Below are 25,611 nucleotides of genomic sequence, written 5' to 3' on the forward strand. Positions count from 1 at the left end.
GGTACAAGTCTGTCTTTCCTTGTAAAACAACTAAACCTATTCATGTTTATGTATTAGCAAAACAAATTACAAACAGCTTAAAAAAGTTGACTTAAAAAGCTCATAAGCCCTTAATAAGTCAACTTTATCGTTAGATTATATAATTCCTAGTTCTTTCCCTGCTTTTTCAAACGCATCTAGCGCTGTTTGAAGTTCTTCTTTCGTGTGCTGAGCCGTTACGATCGTACGGACACGCGCTTTTCCTTTTGCTACAGTTGGGAATGCAATTCCTTGAGCAAAAACACCGTATTTTAACAACGTATCTGATAGTTTATGTGCTAAGGCATCATCACCAACAAGTACTGGTGTAATCGGTGTTTCACTTACTCCTGTATTAAACCCAAGTTCTTTTAATCCTGCTTTAAAGAATTTTGTGTTTTCCCACAGTCTTTCCATATGCTCTGGTTCTTCCTCTAATACATCGATTGCTGCTGAACTTGCAGCAATAACTGCAGGCGGATGAGATGTACTAAACAAGAACGGACGGCCTTTATGGATCAGGTAGTCTCTTAATGTTTGTGTACTTGCAATATATCCCCCAAGAACACCAATCGCCTTACTTAAGGTTCCAACTTGGATGTGAACGCGTCCATTCAAGTTAAAATGGTCGATCGTACCACGGCCGTTTGTTCCTAACACACCACTTGCATGCGCGTCATCTACCATAACGAGAGCATCATATTTTTCTGCAAGCTCCACGATTCCAGGGAGTGGTGCAATATTTCCGTCCATTGAAAACACGCCATCTGTTACGACGATTCTTTTTCTAAATTTTTGTGTTTCTTTTAAAGCTGCTTCTAAATCTTCAAGATCCACGTGTTTGTAAATTCTGCGCTTCGCTTTTGTTAGACGTATACCGTCAATGATAGATGCATGGTTTAACTCATCAGAAATAACAACGTCTTGATCAGTAAGAATTGCAGAAAGTATTCCCTGATTTGTAGAAAAACCTGATTGGAATACAAGACACGCTTCAGTATGTTTAAATTCAGCAAGTTTTTGTTCAAATTCTTCATGCATAGAAAGCGTTCCAGCAATCGTACGAACGGAACCCGTCCCAACACCAAACTTCTCGACAGCTTCTAAAGCTGCTTCTTTCATCTTAGGATGGCTTGTAAGGCCCAAGTAATTGTTAGAAGAAAGCTGAATCACTTCTTTTCCGTTGATCACAACTTTGGAACCTTGCTCTGATTCTAGAGGTACTAATTTTCTAAACGTACCTTCATCTTTCATGTGGTCCAATTCTTCTTGTAAGTATTCAAAACCTTTCATTCGTTTCAAGCTCCTTTCAAATTTAAGGAATAAGAACTACTTTTCCGCAATTCCCTTTTATCATTAAATCAAAGCCTTCTTCAAACTGCTCGAGTGGAAGAGTGTGTGTAATAATCGTTTCTGGATGCATGCTGCCTGACTGTAAAAGTCCTGATACCTGCTGCCATGTTTCGTACATCTTTCTTCCTGTGATTCCTTGAACCGTTACACCTTTAAACACAACGTCATTCGTTAGATCGATCTCAACTGGTTTTACAGGAAGACTCAAAATAGATACCCGGCCACCGTTTGTGATCATTTTAAATCCTTGATCGATTGCTACAGGATGACCACTCATCTCGCATACGACATCTACTCCATTGCCATCTGTCAAGTTCATAACTTTTTCAACAGGGTCTTGGGTTTTAGGATTGATTACTTCTGTCGCTCCAACTTTTTCCGCAAGATCTAAACGATATTCATTCAGATCGATTGCAATCACTTGGCTTGCTCCTGCAGCTTTGGCTACATTTACCGCCATGACACCAATCGGTCCGCAGCCGATGACTGCAACTGTCTTACCAGCAACATCACCCGCTAAAACGGTATGCACCGCATTACCCATCGGCTCTTGAATCGAACCATGTTCGAAAGGCATCTTAGGGTCATTTCTCCAGATGTTTTCTGCTGGCATCGCAACATATTCTGCAAAACAGCCATGAGTATCTACACCGATAATCTTGGTGTTTTTACAAATATGAAACTGTCCCTTTAAGCATTGTGGACAAGAATGACAAACAATATGTGTTTCAGCTGAAACATGATCTCCTACTGAAACATTTGTTACAGCATCCCCGATTTTCTCAACCACTCCAGAAAACTCATGACCAAATACATATGGAGGCTTAACACGGCTTTGCGACCACTCATCCCATGTATAAATATGGACATCAGTCCCGCAGATTGAAGTTGCTTTTACTTTGATCAAAACTTCATTCTCGTTAATCTCAGGAATATCTACTGTATCTAATTTAGCTCCGTAACCCGCATGATGCTTAACAATTGCTTTCATTTTTCCTTGCACAGAAAACACTCCTCACTAAACACAAAATATCATATCCACAATTATTGTACATGGATTAAATAGTGAGGTAAAGGGCACTGTCCACATCACACGGACATTCGCAGATACTGAAAAAAATTTTAAAAATTTTTTCTATAAGTAAAAAACTCTTCTCCTAAATCAGGAGAAGAGCTTGATATTACATAAATTCTGCCATCAATTGATTGAACTTTTCTTCCGGCATTTTCAAATCAGCTTTTGCTAGAGCATCCTTGCTGTAACCATGAGCAAGATCTTGGTATGAAGGCTTCACCTTGTCTTGATAGATGATCCCTTTAACTAGACCTTTATTCTCCATAAGTGTCTGCATCGCCATCATACGGTTAGAAGAATCATAATCTTCTATCGTACTTAAAGAAATCAGATGTTCTTTAAACCAATCATATGTGTTCACTTTGTTATATGTAACACATGGTGAAAACACATTGATCAGAGAGAATCCTTTATGATTGATTCCTGCTTCAATGATGGACGTTAGCTCTTTAAGGTCAGTGGAGAAACTTTGAGCAACGAATGTAGCACCAGCTGTTAAGGCTAATTCCATGATACCGATCGCAGATTCTACTGAACCTTCTGGTGTACTCTTCGTTTTAAAACCGACATCAGAACGCGGAGATGTTTGACCTTTTGTTAAACCATAGATCTGATTGTCCATAACGATGTAAGTAATATCAATATTTCTTCTAATCGCATGCACTGTGTGACCCATACCTATCGCAAAACCATCACCGTCTCCACCCGAAGCAATAACAGTCAGATCACGGTTGGCCATCTTAACACCTTGTGCGATTGGAAGTGAACGTCCATGAATGCCATGGAATCCGTAAGATTTAATATAACCGGAGATACGTCCAGAACATCCGATCCCTGAAATTACAGCAAGATCATCTGGTTCTAAACCTACATTGGCAGATGCCCTTTGAATGGCAGCTTGTACGGAAAAATCACCACAGCCTGGGCACCAGTTCGGCTTGATGCTGTTACGAAAATCTTTAAATGTAGCCATATTAAATCAGCTCCTTGCATTTCATGACAACTTCTGATGGTAAGAAAGGATTCCCATCATATTTCAATAAGTTCTTAATCTTTTCATGTTGCCCAACATTCATTTTAAGAATATTAGCAAGCTGACCTGTTGCGTTATTCTCAACGACAATAACGTTCTTTGCACGATCAATCATCGATTTCATTTCATCCGCAGGGAACGGATGGATTAAACGAATATGTGCATGATTTACCTTTAGTCCTTCTGCCTCTAAACGAGGGATCGCTTCTTCAATAACACCTCTTGTTGAGTTGAATCCGACAAGCAGGATGTCAGCTTCCTCATGTGGAGCTTGTTTAACAACTGGAACGTTGAAGCGCAAACTTTGAAGCTTGCGAAGACGTTTATCCATCTGTTTCTGACGGTTTTCTGCCACTTCAGAAGGCTTACCTGTCTCATCATGCTCAACACCCGTTACATGGTGGATGCCATTTTTCATGCCTGGAATAACACGAGGAGATATTCCATCTTCTGTCACTTCGTAGCGTTTAAAATAACCATCCTTATCTTCCGTAACAGGAAGTTCTTGGTTTGGATCTAGCTTTCCGCGGCGAATTTCCACGCGGCTGAAGTCTAATGGTTCTACAGATTGTTTACCTAGAGAAAGCTGAAGATCTGTTAATAAGATAACTGGTATTTGATATTCTTCTGCAATATTCAATGCTTCTACTGCATCATAAAATGCTTCTTCCACAGTACTTGGTGCCATTACAACTTTAGGGATTTCTCCATGAGTACCATAGATCATCGCCATCAAGTCTGACTGTTCTTGTTTTGTAGGAAGGCCTGTTGAAGGTCCGCCACGCTGTGTATCAACGACAACGAGAGGTACCTCAGTCATCCCTGATAATCCAAGAGCTTCCATCATTAAGGATAGACCAGGACCTGCTGAAGACGTTATGGTTCTTACTCCGGCATAATTTGCTCCAATTGCCATCGTACATGCTGCGATCTCATCTTCTGTTTGAATAACGGTTCCACCGAACTCCGGAAGTTTCTTGATCAAGTATTCCATGATCTCAGACGCTGGAGTGATTGGATATGCTGCCATAAAGCGCACGCCGCCTGTAACAAAACCTAGAGCGATCGCATCGTTTCCGATCATGAACATTCTTTTTTTGCCATCTGCTTTATTTAATTGAAAACCATCAATCTGTCCGCCAGATAGTTCGTTAAAATGATCTGCGCCTTTTTGAATAGCCTCCATGTTCTTTTCTACTACTTTTGCACCTTTACGTGAGAAGATCTCTTCTACTACTTCAAGGTAGCTTTCAACAGGCAGACCTAATACAGCACTCGTAGCACCGATCGCCACCATGTTTTTCATAAGAGATGTTCCAAGTTCACTCGCGATTTCTGTAAATGGAACCGCATACAATCTAACATTAAGGTCCTCTGGAACAGTAGGATTAAATTTAGAATCTCCAATCACTACTCCTCCGTCACGAAGCTCATGAACATTCACATCAATCGTTTCTTGATCGAATGCTATTAAAATATCAAGATCATCAGAAATCGAACGGGTTTCACTCGTGCTTACACGAATTTTATTGTTGGTATGACCGCCTTTAATTCTGGAAGAAAAGTGTCGATAGCTATACAGATAGTAGCCTAGGCGGTTGAGTGCCATTGCAAAAATTTCACCTGTACTATCAATTCCTTCACCCTGCTGTCCGCCAACTTTCCAAGAAAGTTGATCAATCATGTACTCCACCCTTTCAGTAACCCAAACGTTAGTTTTTTAACCAATAACTAAATTTAGTATGGTTTCATGCTGATTTTTACGCTTTTACACGTTTAAATTAATTATGTACTAAACGTCTACAATTCTAGACTTAACTTCATAAAAATGCAAGTATTCGACTAGTATAATTCAAACTATTGCAAAAAAAGGTAAAAATTAAAAGTTCATAGAAACAACATGAAACTATTTAATGAATTCGAGTAAAGTTACTCGATTTCCTCCTTATGTCTCATCTTATATAATCATTCAAAGACTCTTACTATAAACTAAAAACCTGTTTACTTATCTAGATAAGTAAACAGGTTTCATTTGTTATCGCGGTTCAACTATTAATTTAATGGCCGTTCTTTCTTCCCCATCAATTAAGATATCTGTAAATGCTGGTATACAAATGAGGTCGACTCCGCTCGGTGCTACGAAACCTCGTGCGATAGCTACTGCTTTAACAGCTTGGTTTAATGCACCTGCTCCTATTGCTTGGATTTCAGCGCCTCCTCGTTCCCGGAGAACACCAGCGAGTGCACCAGCTACAGAGTTGGGGTTGGATTTTGCTGAAACTTTTAATATTTCCATTGTTTTGAACCTCCTTCAGGATAGATACCTGTTCTACTATATTCATTGATTAAGGCTTGTATTCCTGCCGAAACAAATTTCTGGGTAGTCTCTCTATCTCTTTATTTGTTTTAAGCAGCGCCCTATGAATAAACCCCGGTATACATGTACCCTTAACAAACGTCATTCAAACCAAAAAGTGGTTATTTCAGCAAAAAACAACCACTTCTCAGAGGTTATCAAAATATGTAAGTAAAAATGCGATTTTATCAGCATTAAGCAAGGCTGTTTTCGCATACATTGTTGTTCTAGAAAGTACTCGCTTTCAACGGATCATGACGGTGAGCGTCCTGCCGCTTTGCACCATTAGAGTTTCAATTTACTTCTCTTTCCCCTTGAAAACTTGTAACTTCTACTTAAATCAACTTATCAATGAACAGCATAAAGGAAGAGCTTATCAACAATCTTTTAAAAATGAACATTTAGTTAAAATCTTATATGAGATAAAATTTCTTTGCTTATTCGCGTCCATAATAAAAAGCGGTGGGAATCCCACCGCTTTATCCGTTTATTTCGCGTATTCAACTGCTCTCGTTTCACGAATAACCGTAACTTTGATGTGACCTGGATAATCCAATTCACTTTCGATCTTCTTCGTGATATCACGTGCAAGTCTGTATGAGGCTACATCATCAACCATGTCTGGTTTAACCATGATACGAATTTCGCGTCCTGCTTGAATAGCAAATGATTTTTCAACACCATCAAATGATTCTGAAATCTCTTCTAGTTTCTCAAGTCTGCGAATATACGTTTCTAAAGTTTCACGACGTGCTCCTGGTCTAGCGGCAGATAAAGCATCTGCTGCTGCAACAAGTGTTGCGATGATTGAAGTTGCTTCAGTGTCTCCGTGGTGAGACGCTATACTGTTGATGACTACTGGGTGTTCTTTGTACTTTGTAGCAAGTTCAACACCAATGTCAACGTGACTGCCTTCCACTTCATGGTCAATTGCTTTACCGATGTCATGAAGCAATCCAGCTCTTCTTGCAAGATGAACGTCTTCTCCTACTTCTGCTGCCATTAATCCAGCTAAGTAAGCCACCTCTGTTGAGTGTTTCAATACGTTCTGACCGTAACTTGTACGATACTTTAGACGTCCAAGAATCTTGATTAAATCTGGATGAAGTCCGTGAACACCTACTTCAAAAGTAGTCTGTTCTCCAACTTCGCGGATGTACTCATCCACTTCTCTGCGGGATTTTTCAACCATCTCTTCAATTCGTGCAGGGTGAATTCTTCCATCCTGTACAAGCTTGTCCAGTGCCATTCGCGCAATTTCACGGCGGATTGGATCGAAACCGGACAGAATTACGGCTTCCGGAGTATCATCAATAATCAAATCGATTCCAGTTAACGTTTCTAAAGTCCTAATGTTTCGTCCTTCACGTCCAATAATTCTTCCCTTCATTTCATCGTTAGGAAGGTTAACAACAGAAACAGTAGTTTCTGCTACGTGATCGGCTGCGCAGCGTTGGATAGCTAGTGAAAGAATTTCTTTTGCTTTCTTGTCCGCTTCTTCTTTAGCACGGTTTTCCATTTCTTTTACCATCATCGCCAACTCATGTGTCATTTCGTTCTCAGTTTCAGTCATGATAATTTGGCGGGCTTCATCCCTGGTAATACTGGAAATGCGCTCAAGCTCTCGCTGCTGTTCTTTCAGCAATTCCTCCACTTTGCTTTCAATCTCTTCAATTTGTCGCTGTTTTTTGGTGAGAGACTCCTCACGTCGTTCTAAAGATTCCTCTTTTTTGTCAAGAGTTTCACTTTTTCTGTCTAGGATCTCTTCTTTTTGAACCAATCGATGTTCTTGTTTTTGAAGCTCGTTTCGACGTTCGCGAATTTCGCGTTCAGCTTCGGTACGTAGCTTATGGATTTCATCTTTTGCTTCTAACAGCGCTTCTTTCTTGCTAGCGTCAGCATCGCGCTTTGCATCTTCAACAATTTGCGCAGCTGCTTGTTCTGCGCTTGAAATCTTCGCTTCAGCAATTGATTTCCTAACAAGATATCCGACAATAGCACCGACACCTAGTGAGACAAGCAAACTGGAGATGAATACTGCTAAACTTGGCATATTCCCACCTCCTCTTGCTTTCTGCTTTTCATACTGCATTTCTTGGCGTCAATCGTGTTACATGTGCTGTGCACCATTCATGTCGTACAAATTCTATACATATCTTTTAATTTCATAAGAAATCAAAATATATCTCCATTTTATAGGTGTGCCCAAAGCTTGTCAAGAGAGTCAATCTTCTATAATAATAGGTTGACTTAAAAATAGCAAGGAGCATATTTTGCCTGTCAGTTTCGTTAATTAGGAAACTGTTTTCTTAAACTTTGTAGTTATTGGTAGTGGTTGATTTCCGTTCCAGGTGCTCGCTTTCCGCGGGGCAGGCGGTGAGCCACATTTGTACGTCTCACTCTTAAGTGTCTCACCTGCCCGCCTGTCCCGCAGGAGTCTCGCCCCTTCCACTCCAATCAACTATCAAAGAAGAAAATGAAAGTAAGTTTTGAAAGCGACAATTTTTAACAAGGCGTTTGTTGTTAATTTCGTTGTTATTAAAAGTGGTAGAATTCCATTTCAGGTACTCAATTTCCGCTCTCCTGTTTAGCTGCAGTCGCTTGTCCCTCATGATCTAAAAATAAATGATCTGCGATGAGAAAGTGCGCCTTTCTAGCCCCTTCACCTTTTGCTTGTCTGGGCTGAACGAGTCACTTCCACATATCGTACTCCGCCTGTCCCGCGGGATAAGAAAAGCTTCGGCAGCGACACATTGCACGAAGAAAATTTGAAGTTTAATTTTCGAGGAGTCCCACACCTTGCAATCCTATAAACTGTCAAAGAAGAAACAAGACTGAAGGTTTGAAAGCAATAAATTTTTAGAGAAGAGTGTTTTAGAAAACTGCTTTTCGAACATAAAAAAAAGACCGGTCGTATTGACCAGTCTTCAATTTGATTACTATTCAGTTAGCTCAAACTCTTCTTCTAGTGAAGGAGCTTCTGCTTCAACCGTCACTTTACCCTCTAGCTGATAATAGTTTCGAATCTCTGCAACGATTGCGGATGCAATCTCAGGATTTTCTTTTAGATATTGCTTAGAGTTCTCACGTCCTTGACCTAGACGCTCGCCTTCGTAAGAATACCACGCACCGCTCTTTTGAACGATGTCGATATCTGAACCGATATCAAGAATCTCACCTTGGTACGAGATTCCTTCTCCATACATAATATCAACCTCAGCCGTTCTAAACGGAGGCGCAACTTTGTTTTTTACAACTTTAATCTTTGTTTTATTACCAACAACATCTTGACCTTGTTTCAGCTGTTCAGCACGGCGCACTTCTAAACGTACTGAAGAGTAGAATTTTAACGCTCTTCCGCCAGGAGTTGTTTCAGGGTTCCCGAACATCACACCAACTTTTTCACGGATTTGGTTAATAAACACTGCGATGGTTTTGGACTTATTGATTGCACCAGAAAGTTTACGCAATGCTTGAGACATCAATCGAGCTTGAAGACCAACGTGAGAGTCTCCCATTTCTCCTTCGATCTCGGCTTTAGGAACAAGCGCAGCAACTGAATCGATAATTAAAATATCAACGGCGCCGCTTCTTACCAGCGCTTCAGCAATTTCCAATGCTTGTTCTCCTGTATCAGGCTGGGACAATAATAGCTCATCAATATTTACACCTAGCTTTTGTGCATATTCAGGATCAAGCGCATGCTCAGCATCAATAAAGGCAGCTTGTCCGCCGTTTCTCTGAACTTCTGCAATGGCATGAAGTGCTACCGTCGTTTTACCTGAAGATTCAGGACCGTATACTTCGATAATTCTTCCGCGCGGATATCCGCCGATTCCAAGTGCGATATCCAATGCAATGGATCCGCTGGAAACTGTTGAGATTCGCTGTTCAGTCTGTTCACCCAACTTCATAATAGAACCTTTACCGAACTGCTTTTCAATTTGGCGTAAAGCCATATCTAGAGCCGCTTTTCGATCGCTCATTCCATTCACTCCTCTAATTCATTTTCCATGTATTTTTATTTCATTAATTCTGTTCTTTGCTACTTCTCTATCATATCTCTTTTTTATCAATTTGCCAATCATTTTACGAACATTTATTCGATTTTTTTATTGACCTTTTTTGACCAATTGATTCAAGTAGCGAAATCCATACTTAACCGTTTTTTCTCTGATACTTTTTCTAGAACCTGCTAGTTTTAAAGAAAAGGAGGAAGTTTGATCTTTATCAGATATTGCAATAAAAACTGTACCTGCTGGCTTTTCTTCCTGTTCTTCCGGACCGGCGACTCCTGTAAAGCTAATACCATAATCTGCTTTTGTTTGTTTTCTAATCTCTTCTGCCATCCACTTTGCACATTCAATACTAACTACACCATGCTTTTCAACAATTGTATCAGGTAAACGAAGCATCGATTGTTTTAGAGCGGTTGAATATACAACAACACCTCCGCTATAAACAGAAGACGCACCAGGCAAATCAGTAACGGCCTTGCTGAACAGTCCGCCTGTTAAACTTTCTGCTGAAGCGACCGTCAGATTATGCTTTTGGAGAGTATTTAGCGTTTGCCTCTCCAAAGTATCATCATCATAACCGTAAAGATAGGAGCCTGCCCTCTTAAGAATTTCTTGTTCTGTGTCGTCCAGAAGCTTTCTTGCTGTTGATTCATCAGAATGAGAAGCAGTCAGACGAATCGTTACTTCATGTTCTGAAGCAAGAGGTGCGATGGTCGGATTACTCTGTTTCTCAATTAAATCTTGCAGCTTTGTTTCTAATACAGATTCACCGATTCCAAAAAACCTTAAGACACGGGAATGCAATTTTGTATGAACATCTAACCTGGAATGAAGATATGGGATTGCATACTTGTTAAACATCGGTCTCATTTCACTCGGCGGACCAGGCAAAAGAATACACGTGACGTCTTCATGTATAAATGCCATACCTGGTGCCATTCCGTTGTCATTTGGGAGTATTGTAGAGTCTTTGATGATTAAAGCTTGTTTTTTATTGTTCGGTGTCATCTCTCTGTTTGTTTGCAGAAAATAGTTGGTTATGTAAGTTAATGAGACTTCATCATGAACCAATTCTTTTTGAAAGACATTCGCAACCGTTTCTTTTGTTAGATCATCTTTTGTCGGACCGAGACCACCAGTAAAAATGAGCAGATTTGAACGAGATTTTGCTGTTTGAATGACGGATGTGAGGCGATTCTGATTGTCTCCCGCCACAGTATGGTAAAAAACGTTCACGCCAATATCAGCAAGTCCTTTAGAAATAAATTGAGCATTCGTATTGACGATCTGCCCTAATAAAAGCTCGCTTCCAACTGCAATAATTTCTGCGTTCATCTCATACACTCTCCCTAATTGTAATCTGTGATTTCAAGAGTTCCAAACCGTAACATCTGTAAAAACGCAGTATTTTGTTCCCCTTTTTAAACATTTTATCAACACCGATTAAAAAAACAGGAGTATTTTGCTCCTGTTTTTTGTCATTACTTAGATTTTAATAAAATGTGTTTGCTGTTTACAAAATACTCCCACCCAGAGTAGAGAGTAATTAATGTTGCCGCCCATAAGCTAATGGTTGCAAACGGCAATCCGATCCATGCGAACGGTAAATTATGAAGCAATAGAGCGGATATTGCAATAATTTGTATCCACATCTTCAACTTACCCATCTGCCCTGCTGCGATTACTTCGCCCTCTGCAGAAGCGACAGCACGTATTCCTGTTACCGCAAATTCACGGCTGAGAATTACGATGACCATCCAGGCAGGAGCAAAACCTAGTTCAACTAAACCAATAAGGGCAGCAGACACAAGAAGTTTATCTGCAAGAGGATCTAAAAATTTCCCTAAGTTTGTTACTAGATTGTATTTACGTGCATAATATCCATCTACCCAGTCTGTGCTGGATGCAAATATAAAGATCAGAGCAGCTGCAAAATGAGTGACAGGCAGTTCTTGTCCTGCTAACTCCCATGTACCCCAATCAAATCCGCCTAAAAGAACGATCATAAAAAGCGGAATTAAAAAAATTCTAGAAATAGTAATCTTGTTTGGTAAATTCACTGCAATTCCTCCAAAATACGGTCAAAATCAATATCTGCAACCTTACTGAATCTTTTTGATCACAATCTTTTGGTGAACAAGGTCAGAAGGTGGTACAGGATAAGTGAAAGCTTCTCCGTTTATCTTAATCGATGTAACGTGAGATGCGCCAATATTTAGTGTTGCCTCTTTTGCTGACGAAAGATCAAATGTTTCTGTCTGACCTTTTTTCAGCTGATTATTGAAATAGCTTTTTTTCGTTTCATCTTGAATACCTACATAACTTGGACCTGATGCAGTTAACTCGACGACCATCTGATCTGTATCACTTAATTCATAAGTTGTTACTTTACCGTTAGTTTCGAGTTTCGTTAACGTTTGTTTTTTCGGTTCTTCTTTTTGTGCAGGTTCTTCTTTTTCCTCATCTTTTATATCTTCTTTTTTCGGATTTTCTTTTTTCTTAGGCTTGTCCTTATCTTCGTCTACCAAAACACCTGGAGCTTCATTCCCGCTCTTAGCCTGATCATTCCCATCAGGAAGAAGAAACTTCCATACAATAAATAAGACAAACACGATTAATACACCTGCTAGAATAATCGGAATCAGCCTCTTTAATAAAGGACTGTCTTCTGCAACGCCAGCTCTATCTCTCTTTGAGCGTGGTTCAAACTCCGTCGCTGGTTCTTTTGCAGATTTTGGTATCTCATGTGAGTATTCATCAAAAATCATCTCATAATGCAGTCCTACAGCTTCACAATAGTTTTTGATAAAGGCTCTAGCATAAAATGCCCCTGGAAGCACCTCATATTTTCCTTCTTCAATCGCCACTAAATACCGCTTTTGTATTTTAGTTGCTGTTTGAAGTTCTTCAAGGGACATTCCTTTTTCTTCACGTTTTTCTTTTAATAGCTTACCGAGTTCTGTCAACCTTCCCACCCACTTACGTCATTCTAAATTTCCGAATCCTGTTTGATCTTGTTTCAGAGCTTCATATGTAATTTCTTCATCACGATGACTTTTCAGCTCGATGATATAGTCAAAATCATCAAGAGTATATTCTGTTTGCTGAACAAAAAGATCAGGATGCTCCACAACTTTCGCTGCAGGAAGTCTCATGATCTCTCGTATGAGCTGCCAATGCTTATCGTTCATGTTGCGTGCAGAAACTGCACCATCGATAATAAAAACATGATCAGAGTCGTATTCATCGTCTGCGAGCATGTTTCTAACAGTTTGGCGCAATAAAGTCGATGAAATAAAGACCCACCGCTTATTCGCACAGACACTCGATGCTACGATACTTTCTGTCTTTCCTACACGCGGCATGCCTCTTACGCCGATTAATTTATGTCCTTCAACTTTATATAATTCAGCTAAAAAGTCAACCAATATACCAAGCTCATCCCGAATAAAGCGAAACGTTTTTTTGTCATCTGCATCGCGTTCGATGTACCTGCCATGTCTAACAGCAAGCCTGTCACGAAGCTTTGGTTTGCGGAACTTGGTTACCGTAATGTTATCCATGGAATCTAAAATCGATTTCAGACGGTTAATCTTTTCTTCGTTATCGATAATCAGAAGCATTCCACGGCGCTCGTTATCCACACCATTAATCGTAATGATATTAATTCCAAGCATACCCAATAAGGATGATATATCCCCTAGGAGACCCGGCCGGTTTTTATGTATCTCATACTCTAAATACCATTCTTGCTCTCCCATAATTCATCTCCTTATTCTTTCAAAATGAAACAAAATTCTACATTTATTCTTGTAACTAATAATAAATGATTTCAATTTATTATGAAAGCAAAATAAAAGGATGTTAAGAAAAAAATCTTAACATCCTTCACCATTAGCGGCTTCCGTCGTTTTGAACTAACTTGACCATCATGTTAGCAATGGCGTGTCTTTCATTTTCATCGGCCACTTTCCAAAGATCGGCAAGAACTTTTTCTTCCTCGTTTTTTGGTTCAACGTGGTTCGCTAAGTACCCACCGATCTCAGTTGCTAAGTTTGAGATCGTATCGTGGTTCATACCTTCGTGCTCCGCGTGATTTAAGCGTTCTGCCAAGAAATCTTTCCATTGACCAAAGTTGTCTAATACAGACATGCTGTCTCCTCCTTCAAGGTTGATACAGCATTAATATCTCTTAGTTTTAACCTTTTTATACATGTTTTTTTACGTATACCACGATCCATTTATCGAGAGGACATGACCAGATATGTAATCTGATTTGTTGCTTATTAAAAACTCAACCGCATGTGCCACTTCATCAGGTTCACCAAAGCGACCTGCTGGTATATCTTCTGCAAGTTCGCGTTTTTCTTCTTCTGAAAATTGATTCAGCATCGGAGTTGCTATGACTCCAGGTGAAACACAGTTAACTTGGATCTGACTAGGTGCTACTTCTTTTGAAAGTGCCTTTACGAACGCATTCAGACCGCCTTTAGCAGCAGAATAGACTGTCTCACAGGCAGCACCTACTTCACCCCAAACAGAAGAAATCATGATGATCTTGCCTGATTTTTTTTGAATCATTGAAGGAATAAGCGCTTTCGAAAGTGATATCGCACTTAAAAGATGCAGCTGCATCGTTTCTGCGATGGACCGTTCGGTAAAGTCTGTAAGCAGTCCGTAATGAGACGCACCGCAATTATAGACGAATACATCAATCGGTTCTTGAATTTGTGACAACAAGTGTTGTGGACCTTCTGAGTGAGACAGATCGGCGGAAACAATAGAAACATGACTATTGTATGTTTTTATTAACTCGTTTTGCAGCTTTTTGGCAGCTGCTTCATTTGAATGGTAGTGTAAAAATAACTGAAATCCTTGAGAAGCTAACATATGACTGATTTTATTTCCAATGGCCCCAGTAGCTCCTGTAATAAGTACTTTTTTCAATGGTAATCCCTCATTGCTAAAAAAAACATCCTAAACACTAGGATGTTTTTTAAATCATTATGACTTCTTTTTTCGAACTTGGCAAACCGTCAACGCATCTTTTTTAAAGTGATTCTGAAGAACTTCTTCTACATCGCTTACTTTCAGTGATTCAAATACAGGGATCACATCAAATAAATCCATCTCATTGAAAGCATAACGAGTAAATTGATTTGCGATGAATTCAGGAGAATTTAACGACCTTAAAAAGGCTCCGATCTTCTTTTTACGAGCACGTTCAAATGAATCTTCCGCAATCGGCTGCTCTTTAAATGCCTCTACCATGTCAGAGATTCTTTGGACGAATTCATCTGGAGACTGTGTATCCCCGCCAAGCATACTGAAACCAAATCCGTTTTCTTCAGTATAATCGAAAGAGAATGTCTGATCGATCAATCCTTCCTCATACAACGTTTCATAATTCGGTGAACTTTTTCCAAACATCATTTCTAAAAGCAGGTTGACACAGAGCTCATGTCGCATAAGTTCTTTGCCTTTTCTGTTCGGTGCTGCTTCCTTATATCCCATATAGCACTTTGGTGTTTGAACAGTCATCTCGATTACTTTTTTCTCTTTGGCAACCGTTGCAGGTTCTTCATCAAAGAATCTCTCGATAGGAGCTTTTTCTTTGAATGTTTTTTTTGATTGGTTGTCTTTTACAAAGTTTAGAATATCTTCAGCATTTACGGGGCCAACGATAAATAAAATCATGTTGCTCGGATGATAGAATGTCTCATAGCATTCATAAAGGTCATCCTTCGTAATCTTAGCGATTGATTTTTCTGTGCCTGCAATATCGATCTTAACAGGATGATGATGATACATGTTTTCAATCAGGCCAAAGTAAACGCGCCAGTCAGGGTTATCATCGTACATTCTAATTTCTTGACCGATGATTCCTTTTTCCTTTTCAACGGTTTTTTCTGTGAAATAAGGCTCTTGAACAAAGTCGATCAGCGTCGTTAAGTTCTTTTTCACGTCACCTGTAGTTGAAAAAAGGTAAGCTGTTCTGTTAAAGGTCGTAAAAGCGTTTGCTGATGCACCTTGCTTGCTGAAATCTTGGAATACATCTCCATGTTCTTTTTCAAAAAGCTTGTGTTCAAGAAAATGGGCAATGCCATCTGGTACTTTTACGTCTTCATTCTTACCAAGCGGCTTAAAATGATTATCTACCGAACCATAATGTGTGGTGAAGGTAGCATACGTTTTATTGAACCCTTTCTTTTCTAACACATACACTTTTAATCCATTCTGAAGTTCTTCAAAATGGAGGGTTTCATCTAATTGATCAAACGTTTTCATTCCCATTTGTGGCTGCTCCTTTCAAAAAGAAAATGGTATCGAGCTTTACTTTTTCAGCTACTTTCACAACGTCCTCTTTAGTTACACTCTTAATTCCTTCCATCCATTCTTCAATAGATCGATTCGTACCTGCAACAACGTTATGGTACAGTACTTCAGATAAGCCGATCGGGTGGTCGATGGTTTCTAGCACCTGATTGTTGATCATTGCTTTTGTTTGATCGAATTCAGCATCAGTTATGTTACCGTTCTTGATCTCTTCATGCTGTTCTTTAATGATCTTAACAGCCTTCTCATAGTTACCTGTTTCAATTCCGCTCATTACGAAAACAGCCCCTTTATGGCTTTCAAATCGGGAAGCCGCATAATACGCGAGACTTTCTTTTTCACGTACGTTCATAAATAATTTGGAGTGTGAGAATCCTCCGAAAATACCGTTAAACACTTGAAGAGCAAAATAGTCTGGATCACCATAAGTGGTATATGTTCTGTAACCCATATGCAGCTTTCCTTGCTGCACATCTTGTTCTTCAAAGATTTCCTTTATATCTGAAATTCTTTTTTCGTCTTTTGCTGCTGAAGCTTGCTCTTCTTTTTCATTACGGTCTTTAGAGAAGCGGAAGTGCTTTTTTACTTTTTCCACCATTTCATCTGTTGAAATGTCGCCTATTACATAAAGATCTACTTTATCGTTTTGTACAACTTCTTGATAATAATCAAATAAATCTTTTGGTGTAATACCATCAACTTCATTCTCATTCCCATAAACGTTTAAACGATATGGTTCAGATTCATACATCTCTTCTAATAGGCGTTTATTCGCATATCTCATCTTGTCATCATAGATGGATTCGATTTGCTGTTTGAGGCTGCGTTTTTCTTTCTTTACAATACCTTCTTTAAAAACATCATTTTCGACTGCAGGTGCTAATAATACTTGAGATAATAAATGAAACGCTTTATCTAAAACGGGTTCGGAATTAGATAAAAACTTTTCGTTGGCGACTTCCATTCGGATGCTGATCACTTGATTTTCACCTTTTTTTGAAAGATCCGCTGAAAGGGTAGCTCCATAAAGGTCATCAAGAGCACTCCTAAGCTCTTTTGAAGATGGAAAATCTTTCGTACCGCTCTGCAATACATAAGCCAACAATGCCCTCTTTGTTACGTTCTTCTCATTGATGGCTTCTTTAATTTGAAGAATAAACGAAGTCGTCTTATACTTTTTTGTTTCAATCGTATGTACAGTCATACCATGAAGATCTGTTTTTTTATGGTTAACTATTCCCATGAATAAGTACCCCTTTCATTATAGCCTATATCCTAGTTTACCCATTTTCGATACGTGGCATGACATTCCTTCTTGTAAAAGAAAAAAAGTCCGCCTATAGGCAGACTTTTTTATTATCGTTTTCCTTTTTCGTAAGGAGTACCTAATGCTTTAGGTGCGTCAGCACGTCCTACTAGACCAGCCAAAGCTAATATTGTAAGAACGTACGGAGCGATAAGCAAGAATACTTTCGGAATGTCTTGCAGGCCTGGAATCTGCGCTCCTGAGATACTGATTGCTTGAGCGAGACCGAAGAATAAAGCAGCTCCTAAAGCACCAAGTGGATGCCATTTACCAAAGATCATGGCAGCAAGTGCCATGAAACCTTGCCCCGTAATCGTGGAGTGCGTGAAGTTACCTGAAATAGAAGCCACATAAACAGCTCCACCGAGTCCAGCAAGAGCTCCACTTAATAAAACCCCAACATAACGCATCTTTTTAACGTTTATCCCCATCGTATCTGCAGCCATCGGGTGTTCTCCTACAGATCGAAGACGAAGACCAAATGGTGTTTTGTAAAGAACATACCAAACGATTAAGGCTACAAATACTGCTAGATAAGAAGTCAGATAAGCATTTGAGAAAAATAGTTTTCCGATAATCGGAATATCTGACAAGAATGGAATATCACTTTTTGAGATACGTTCTGAAATAACAGGTGTTTGTCCTGCATTAAAGATCTTTTTCGTCAAGAAGATCGCTAGACCTGCAGCTAAAAAGTTAATGGCTACACCACTAACAACTTGATCTGCTTTTAAAGAGATACTTGCGACTGCATGAATAGATGCAAAAAGTGCTCCTACGATCATAGCAACAATAAAACTAACCCATGGTGCTGCTCCATCTAATCCAAACTGTTCACCGTAATAAATTGTTACGGCTCCTGTAAATGCACCAAAAAGCATAAGACCTTCTAATCCGATATTTACGACTCCTGAACGTTCACTAAAAACACCACCAAGAGCGGTAAAGATTAAAGGCGCAGCTGACACGATCGCAGCAGGTATGATTAGTGCTAGAATATCCATAAAACTCATCAGATCTTACCTCCTTTGTTCACACGGTTCATCAACCAATGAACAAGATAACTGCACGCAACAAAGAAGATGATTAAAGCGATAACAATTCCAACAAGTTCAGTTGGAACACCTGCCATAGCTTGCATATTCAGTGCACCAATCTTTAATCCACCGAACAGTGCAGCACCTAAAATTACACCGATCGCACTGTTCGCACCTAGAAGTGCAACGGCGATCCCGTCAAATCCTACTCCAGTAAATCCAGCATTAATCGTCATATATTGATAAGTGCCTAAGCCTTCCATACTTCCTGCAATTCCTGCAAATGCTCCTGAGATCGCCATGGAAAGGACGATATTTTTAGAAACATTAATTCCAGCGTATTGAGATGCATGCTGGTTGAATCCTACTGCACGAAGCTCATAACCTAAAGTTGTTCTCCATAATAAGAACCACATAATAACTGCTGCAACGATTGCTACGATAATTCCAAAGTGAAGTGTAGAATTATCAGTTAGCTCTTGCAGAAACGGTGAAGCTAAAGAAGCAGATTCTTTTACGTTCTCCGTCCGCTCACCTGGAGCAAGCATGAAATTACGGATAATTTCGTTCGTGCTATAGAGTGCGATATAGTTCATCATGATCGTTGTAATAACTTCATGCACTTTAAAACGCGCTTTCAAGATACCAGGAACAGATCCCCATAATGCACCAGCTGCACCTGCAGCTAGTACAGCTAGCGGAATATGAATGATTGCAGGTGCATCAACAAATACCCCTACGTATACAGCTGCCAGCCAGCCAACTAAAAGCTGACCTTCAACACCAATATTGAACAATCCTGTACGAAAGGCAAACGCTACAGCCAGTCCTGATAGAATAAGAGGTGACATCTGTCTTATCGTTTCACCCATATAGTAGGAGCCGCCAAAGATACCTTCAAACAATGCAGCATACGCTTCAATTGGAGGATATCCGCTAATTAACATGATGATGCCACCGATAAGCAGTCCTAATAATACAGAGATAAGAGGCACTAGAAATTTCATTTTGTTAATATTATTCTGCATGAACTGTACCCCTCTTTCCTCCTGCCATCAGTAAACCAAGTTCTTGTTCTGTTGTTTCTTTCGGGTTTACGATCGCAACGATCTTTCCTTCATACATAACAGCGATTCGGTCACTTACGTTGATGATCTCATCCAACTCGAATGAAACGAGCAGTACTGCTTTGCCATTGTCTCTTTGTTCGATCAGTTTAGAATGGATGAACTCGATGGCTCCAACATCTAAACCGCGTGTCGGCTGAGCTGCGATTAGAAAATCCGGATCACGATCTACTTCTCTTGCGATGATCGCTTTTTGCTGATTTCCCCCTGATAAAGCTCTTGCAGGAGTATACGCATCAGGCGTTCGCACATCGTACTCATCAATTAACTTTTTCGCTTTATCAAAGATCGGTTTAAAGTTAAGTATTCCTGATTTGGAATAAGGCTTTTGGTAGTATGTTTGAAGAACCATGTTCTCACCAACTGAAAAGTCCAATACAAGTCCGTGCTTGTGTCTGTCTTGCGGAATATGGCTCAGTCCGTTCTCTGTTACACTTCTAGGAGATTTATTCGTTATCTCTTTATCGCGAAGATGTATAGATCCCTCGTGAACTTTGTGAAGCCCCGTGATCGCTTCTAACAATTCAGATTGTCCGTTCCCGTCAACACCCGCGATTCCTACGATTTCACCAGCATGTACAGTCAGGTTTAATCCGTTTACCGCAGGAACTTTTCTGCTATCATGAACGACAAGGTCTTGAATCTTCAATACAGCTTCTTTTGGCTCTGCATCTATTTTATTAACTTTAAAATTCACTTCACGGCCAACCATCATTGCTGCCAATGAATCCGGATTAGAATCACTAACATTTACCGTCCCTACGCCTCTTCCTCTTCTTATAACCGTACACCGGTCACAAACTTCCATAATTTCTTTCAGTTTATGAGTGATAAGGATTATCGATTTACCTTCGCTTACAAGCTTTTTCATGATTTGAATGAGCTCTACAATCTCTTGAGGAGTCAACACGGCTGTTGGCTCATCAAAAATAAGAATGTCTGCACCTCTATAAAGCGTTTTCAAAATTTCAACACGCTGCTGCATACCAACAGAGATGTCTTCAATCTTCGCGTAAGGATCTACTCGAAGACCATATTGATCAGAAAGAGCCTTCACTTCTTTAGCAGCAGTCTGTAAATCTACTTTTCCGCCTTTTGTAGGTTCTTTTCCTAAAATAATATTTTCAGTAACAGTAAATTTATCAACGAGCATAAAGTGCTGATGAACCATCCCAATACCAAGCGAGTTGGCAATATTCGGATCATTGTTCACCACTTTATTTCCTTTTACAAAGATTTCCCCTTGTTCTGGCTCGTAAAGACCGAACAAAACGTTCATTAACGTGGATTTTCCTGCACCGTTCTCCCCAAGAAGGGCATGGATTTCACCCTTTTTCACTTGAAGCGTTATGTCATCGTTCGCTACGATTCCGGGAAATTCTTTACGAATATTACGCATATCAATTACATATTCCATCTTTGCTCTCCCCCCTTATGTACATAAGGAAGGACTTGGCTTCTGCCAAGTCCTGGCCTAATATTAAGCTAGCTTCATAGAATTACTTTAAGTTCTTTTTAAACTCTTCAAACTCAGCGTCTGTTTTAGGAACTTTTACTTCTCCATCGATAATTTTCTTTTTGAAATCTTCAACTGATTTAAGCGCATCTTTCTCAACGTTATCTTGAGTTGGAGCGATACCTACTCCGTCTTCTTTAAGACCGAATTCTACGATCTTTCCACCTGGGAACTCACCATTCATCGCCTGCTCAGAAACTTCATAAACCGCTTGGTCAACACGTTTAACCATTGAAGTTAGTGTTACATTCTCAGGCATACCTTCTTCATGTTGGTCACGGTCAACACCGATTACCCAAACATCTTCACCATTTTTCTTACGGTTTTTCGCTTCAGTGAACACACCCATACCTGTTCCACCAGCTGCGTGATAGATTACGTCAGCGCCTTGCTGATAGAACGTGTTAGCGATCTGTTGTCCTTTTTCAGCTTTGTTGAAGTCTTCTGCATATTGAACCATCACTTCAGCATCAGGGTTTGCAGTTAATACTCCCGCTTTAAATCCGTTTTCGAACTTTTTGATCAGTTCACTGTTAACACCACCAACGAAACCTACTTTGTTCGTTTTTGATTGCATCCCAGCTACTAGACCTACCAAGAATGAACCTTCATGCTCTGAGAACGTAATGTTTGCTACGTTGTCACCTTTTACAACCATATCAACAATAGCAAGTTTTGCATCGGGCTGTTGTTTAGCAACTGTTTCTACATCTGTTCCCATTAAGAAACCAATTCCAAAAACAACATCGTATTTTTGTCGGATTAAAGAGTTCAAGTTTGGCTTGTAATCACTTTGCGCCGTTGATTGTAAGTATTTGTAACCTTTATTTTCTTCTAAGCTATTATCTTTACCAAACTTCGTTAAACCTTCCCAAGCTGACTGGTTGAAAGACTTATCGTCTACACCGCCAGTATCAGTTACCATCGCTACTTTAAAGTCTTTTTTGTCTCCTCCGCCAGAAGATTTCCCTTCATCAGAAGATCCACATCCGGCAAGAATCGTACCGGCAGTTAACATTGCAGTTACCATCAATCCTAATTTCTTTTTCAAGTCATTTTCCCCCTGTAAATGTTTTCATTTTAATGACTAAAACCAATGCTGCAAAAAAGTACCGATCACCCCCTAAAAAAGACTTTAATTATAAGCGCTTTCTTAAAACAGAGAATAAAAACTTATCAGATCTAAAGTAGTTGCAAGAATAGAGTACAGGTTCATCAAACTGATCATAGTGCATCTGCCTTAAAATTAGTAACGGCACTTGTGCATCACTTTCGAGAATTTCTGAGATGCGGTCATGATAGCCGATCGGTTCAATGTTTGTTACCGCATACATAACGCGTCTGCCTGTTTCCTTTTCTAACATCTCTAAAAAGGATTCATAATCATGCAGACCTTTTGCCGGAAACAGATGTGCTGGCATATGATCCTTACAGAATACAACAGGTTCTCCATCTGCTGTACGAACACGTTCCATCATCATAAGACCATCTGGTAAAGAATCATTAAACTTACTTAGTAGTTCATCTGTTACATCCGTCATTTGTGATGATAGAAAAATCGTACCCGCTTTCTTTCCGCCTCTTTCTATCATATCGGTAACGCTGTATAATTCTTCAATCCCAGATGAGAACAAAGCACGCGTTCTGACAAATGTACCGACACCGTGTTTGCGAATGAGTACGTTTTCATCTTCCAAAATACGAAGTGCCTCACGCAACGTAGCCCTTGAAATTCCAAGCTGTTTAGAGAGTTCAAACTCTGAAGGAAGTTTTTCTCCTTCTTTATAAATACCTTCTTCAATATCTTTTTTTAACTTTTCAATCACTTTAATATATAACAAGCGATGGTCAGCTTTTATGGACATTACATAAACCACCTTAACTAGTTGTTCGACGTATGACAAATTATTAGTAGAATCGACATTACTATACCATTTTTAGTTCTATAAATAAATACTAATTTTACATATTTTTAATAGGTATTCTTTGGATTTAACATTATTAGAAAAATATGACATAAACAAAAGAAAACGAGCCCCGTAGAGCCCGTTTTCCTATGAACTGGATGCTTCTTTTTCGTCCGGCATCGCTGATATCAATACTTCACGAGGTTTCGATCCTTCATATGGACCGACGATCCCTTTTGATTCCATTGAATCAATGAGCCTTGCTGCCCTTGAATATCCGATCCGGAACCTTCTTTGCAGCATAGAGACAGATGCCGTTTGCATATCAACGACGAGTCGAACTGCATCTCCGAATAATTCATCTTCAGATTCCATTACAGCAGGTTCTGCTTCCTCTGTTGGAATCATTTCTGTTTGATATTGAGCTCTTTGCTGAGTAACACAATGTTCAACAATAGCTTCTACCTCCTCGTCAGAAAGGAACGCCCCCTGAACACGAACAGGTTTTGAAGCACCTGATGGGAAGAACAGCATATCCCCTCTGCCTAACAGCTTCTCTGCACCACCCATATCAAGGATTGTCCTAGAATCTGTTTGAGAAGATACACTAAAAGCGATTCTTGATGGAATGTTTGCTTTAATAACACCTGTAATAACATCTACTGATGGCCGCTGAGTGGCAATTATTAAATGGATACCTGCTGCACGAGCCATCTGGGCTAGGCGTGTAATCGCATCTTCAACATCCCCTGAAGCAACCATCATCAGATCAGCAAGTTCATCAACGATTACGACAATATAAGGTAAAAATGGCTGTTTGGCATCCCCTTTAGCGTTTTGCTTACGAATGGATTCATTGTAGCCTTCTATGTTCCGTGTTCCACTATGAGAAAACAGTTCATATCTTCGTTCCATTTCAGATACCACTCTTTTTAAAGCTTGAGCTGCCTTTTTTGGCTCTGTTACGACTGGTGCTAAAAGATGTGGTATTCCATTATACATATTTAACTCTACCATCTTTGGATCAATCATCATCATTTTTACTTCATGAGGTTTTGCTCTCATCAAAATACTCGTAATTATTCCATTAACACACACACTCTTCCCGCTGCCGGTTGCTCCGGCTACAAGCAGATGGGGCATTCTGGACAGATCTGCAATAATCGGTTCACCTGAAATATCTCTTCCAAGGCCGATAGCAAGTGGTGACTGCTGACCTGAAAATTGAGGAGCTTCAAGCACTTCTCTTAGTGTTACCATAGAAATCTCCTGGTTAGGAACCTCTATTCCTACTGCTGATTTTCCTGGAATCGGTGCTTCGATTCGGATATCTTTTGCTGCTAATGCTAATGCAAGATCATCTGATAAGTTTACAATCTTGCTTACCTTTACACCAACATCCGGATAAACCTCATACTTTGTAACAGCAGGTCCTAAGTGTACTTTAAGAACCTTTGCTTTTACCCCGAAGCTCTCAAACGTTTTTTCCAGCTTCTTAGCGTTGCTCTTACTCGCAGCATATTGTTTATCTTTATGCTGGCCGCTGTTTTGAGGTGTTCTTAAATGTTTCATCGTAGGTAGCTGGTAATGTTCGTTCTGAATGACTTCATCACCAAAATTAGCTGGAAGAGGTGATGGAACCGGTTCATCATGAGTTTTATCCTTGTCTTCTGTACTTTTCGTCTCTTCAGCATCACCGTACACTTGCGGAACGAATTTAAGTTGCACACCACTTTCTGTCTGATGAACCCTTTTTGTAAAGTCTTCAATAACAGGTTCTTCTGAAATAATGATCTCTTCTGTTTCATCTTCATCATCCATAGTGGGCGGTTTGAGAATTTTCTTTTCTTTTGCTTTTTTCGTACGCTCTTCAGCCAAAGATTGTTTCTTCTCCTGAACGAATTCTTTAAATTTTGCAGAAGATGAACTTGTAATATCCACGAGTTTTTGAAGTAAAACGGAAAGAGATTTTCCTGAAATCAACAAAAGACTGCCGATAATCAGAAAAAAGATAACGAGCTTTGTCCCACCCGCTCCAAACAAAAAATAAAATAGAGCAAATCCTATAGCTCCAGCTAAACCACCGCCAAGATCATTCGTAGAAGTTTCACCTTGAAGCTGCATCCAATACAGATCCCATGTGTTTCGAATAACAGAAGCATCTTTCCAATCTCCGCCGTTCGTTAAATGTTCAAACAAAGTCAGATGACTTAGGACTAAGAATGAAAAAAACAAGATATAAACACCTGCTAGTTTTTTTGAAAACAATACAGGCCAGCTTCTTTTCCAAATCAAATAAAAGGATAAAAGAATACAGGCTAACAATAAAATCCCATACCATTCTCCGCTAAAAAAACGAAGTAAATGAACGAATGCCATTCCGACATTACCCATTTTAGCTAGTCCGAGCGAAGCGAGTGCTAATATCGTAAGACCTGCAATTTCAAATGTCAGCTGCTCTTTCCATCTGCCTTTATTCTTTGCTTTCTTTTTTTTGTTTTTTGCCATGTAATCACCTCACAAGCTTG

At 39.7% G+C, this 25,611-nt stretch carries 22 protein-coding genes; all 22 read right to left on the reverse strand.

The genetic code is table 11. From position 1 onward, the window contains the following. Positions 1–135: 135 nt before the first annotated feature. The 22 genes from P8610_RS07950 to P8610_RS08055 all read right to left on the reverse strand — a co-directional run bounded on the left by P8610_RS07950 (position 136) and on the right by P8610_RS08055 (position 25,591). Positions 136–1,311 (reverse strand): glycine C-acetyltransferase, encoded by a 1,176-nt coding sequence (locus P8610_RS07950; RefSeq protein WP_394603882.1) that lies wholly within the window; start codon positions 1,309–1,311, stop codon positions 136–138. A gap of 22 nt (positions 1,312–1,333) precedes the next feature. Beyond that, complete coding sequence (gene tdh, locus P8610_RS07955) at positions 1,334–2,374, reverse strand: L-threonine 3-dehydrogenase (protein ID WP_394603883.1); 1,041 nt, start codon at positions 2,372–2,374, stop codon at positions 1,334–1,336. Between the two features lie 178 nt (positions 2,375–2,552). Beyond that, positions 2,553–3,419 (reverse strand): 2-oxoacid:ferredoxin oxidoreductase subunit beta, encoded by an 867-nt coding sequence (locus P8610_RS07960; RefSeq protein WP_289495627.1) that lies wholly within the window; start codon positions 3,417–3,419, stop codon positions 2,553–2,555. A 1-nt stretch (position 3,420) separates the two neighbouring features. Beyond that, positions 3,421–5,163 (reverse strand): 2-oxoacid:acceptor oxidoreductase subunit alpha, encoded by a 1,743-nt coding sequence (locus P8610_RS07965; RefSeq protein WP_394603885.1) that lies wholly within the window; start codon positions 5,161–5,163, stop codon positions 3,421–3,423. A gap of 351 nt (positions 5,164–5,514) precedes the next feature. Next, positions 5,515–5,775, reverse strand: coding sequence for a stage V sporulation protein SpoVS (gene spoVS, locus P8610_RS07970; RefSeq protein WP_010193268.1), 261 nt, complete (start codon positions 5,773–5,775; stop codon positions 5,515–5,517). Positions 5,776–6,322: 547 nt separating this feature from the next. Beyond that, positions 6,323–7,888: a ribonuclease Y gene (gene rny, locus P8610_RS07975; protein ID WP_394603886.1), complete on the reverse strand. Its 1,566-nt coding sequence runs from the start codon at positions 7,886–7,888 to the stop codon at positions 6,323–6,325. Between the two features lie 269 nt (positions 7,889–8,157). Then, positions 8,158–8,292: a hypothetical protein gene (locus P8610_RS07980; RefSeq protein ID WP_394603887.1), complete on the reverse strand. Its 135-nt coding sequence runs from the start codon at positions 8,290–8,292 to the stop codon at positions 8,158–8,160. Positions 8,293–8,774: 482 nt separating this feature from the next. Further along, positions 8,775–9,821, reverse strand: coding sequence for a recombinase RecA (recA, locus tag P8610_RS07985; protein WP_394603888.1), 1,047 nt, complete (start codon positions 9,819–9,821; stop codon positions 8,775–8,777). Positions 9,822–9,947: 126 nt separating this feature from the next. Then, positions 9,948–11,189 carry a competence/damage-inducible protein A gene (locus tag P8610_RS07990; RefSeq protein WP_394603889.1) on the reverse strand — a complete coding sequence of 414 codons (1,242 nt, stop codon included), beginning with the start codon at positions 11,187–11,189 and terminating at the stop codon, positions 9,948–9,950. A gap of 146 nt (positions 11,190–11,335) precedes the next feature. Continuing rightward, positions 11,336–11,914, reverse strand: coding sequence for a CDP-diacylglycerol--glycerol-3-phosphate 3-phosphatidyltransferase (gene pgsA / locus P8610_RS07995; RefSeq protein ID WP_394603890.1), 579 nt, complete (start codon positions 11,912–11,914; stop codon positions 11,336–11,338). A gap of 42 nt (positions 11,915–11,956) precedes the next feature. Continuing rightward, the gene (locus P8610_RS08000; RefSeq protein ID WP_394603891.1) at positions 11,957–12,820 is read right to left on the reverse strand and encodes a helix-turn-helix domain-containing protein; all 864 of its coding nucleotides are present in this window, start codon (positions 12,818–12,820) and stop codon (positions 11,957–11,959) included. An 18-nt stretch (positions 12,821–12,838) separates the two neighbouring features. Next, a complete protein-coding gene (locus P8610_RS08005) occupies positions 12,839–13,615 on the reverse strand; it encodes a DUF3388 domain-containing protein (protein WP_066240975.1) in 777 nt (258 codons plus the stop codon). Between the two features lie 133 nt (positions 13,616–13,748). Further along, positions 13,749–14,006, reverse strand: a complete 258-nt coding sequence (locus P8610_RS08010; protein ID WP_066393818.1) for a DUF3243 domain-containing protein — start codon at positions 14,004–14,006, stop codon at positions 13,749–13,751. Positions 14,007–14,075: 69 nt separating this feature from the next. Then, positions 14,076–14,801, reverse strand: a complete 726-nt coding sequence (gene ymfI, locus P8610_RS08015; protein WP_394603892.1) for an elongation factor P 5-aminopentanone reductase — start codon at positions 14,799–14,801, stop codon at positions 14,076–14,078. A gap of 57 nt (positions 14,802–14,858) precedes the next feature. Further along, positions 14,859–16,148, reverse strand: a complete 1,290-nt coding sequence (yfmH, locus tag P8610_RS08020) for an EF-P 5-aminopentanol modification-associated protein YfmH (RefSeq protein WP_394603893.1) — start codon at positions 16,146–16,148, stop codon at positions 14,859–14,861. Next, on the reverse strand, positions 16,129–17,433 hold the full coding sequence (gene yfmF, locus P8610_RS08025; RefSeq protein ID WP_394603894.1) for an EF-P 5-aminopentanol modification-associated protein YfmF: 1,305 nt from the start codon (positions 17,431–17,433) through the stop codon (positions 16,129–16,131). Before yfmF ends, yfmH begins: the two co-directional genes overlap by 20 nt. 113 nt (positions 17,434–17,546) lie before the next feature. Then, on the reverse strand, positions 17,547–18,509 hold the full coding sequence (locus tag P8610_RS08030; RefSeq protein ID WP_289495636.1) for an ABC transporter permease: 963 nt from the start codon (positions 18,507–18,509) through the stop codon (positions 17,547–17,549). Continuing rightward, a complete protein-coding gene (locus P8610_RS08035) occupies positions 18,509–19,561 on the reverse strand; it encodes an ABC transporter permease (protein WP_394603895.1) in 1,053 nt (350 codons plus the stop codon). Before P8610_RS08035 ends, P8610_RS08030 begins: the two co-directional genes overlap by 1 nt. Beyond that, positions 19,551–21,077, reverse strand: coding sequence for an ABC transporter ATP-binding protein (locus P8610_RS08040; protein ID WP_394603896.1), 1,527 nt, complete (start codon positions 21,075–21,077; stop codon positions 19,551–19,553). Before P8610_RS08040 ends, P8610_RS08035 begins: the two co-directional genes overlap by 11 nt. Positions 21,078–21,159: 82 nt before the next feature. Beyond that, positions 21,160–22,227 carry a BMP family lipoprotein gene (locus tag P8610_RS08045; protein ID WP_394603898.1) on the reverse strand — a complete coding sequence of 356 codons (1,068 nt, stop codon included), beginning with the start codon at positions 22,225–22,227 and terminating at the stop codon, positions 21,160–21,162. An 88-nt stretch (positions 22,228–22,315) separates the two neighbouring features. After that, positions 22,316–23,041 (reverse strand): GntR family transcriptional regulator, encoded by a 726-nt coding sequence (locus P8610_RS08050; protein ID WP_289495640.1) that lies wholly within the window; start codon positions 23,039–23,041, stop codon positions 22,316–22,318. A 189-nt stretch (positions 23,042–23,230) separates the two neighbouring features. Beyond that, entirely contained in the window at positions 23,231–25,591 is a 2,361-nt protein-coding gene (locus P8610_RS08055; protein WP_394603899.1) for a DNA translocase FtsK, read from the reverse strand. Between the last annotated feature and the right edge of the window lie 20 nt (positions 25,592–25,611).

The organism is Fictibacillus sp. UD, from assembly GCF_043558025.1.
In the GTDB taxonomy this organism is placed as follows: domain Bacteria; phylum Bacillota; class Bacilli; order Bacillales; family Fictibacillaceae; genus Fictibacillus.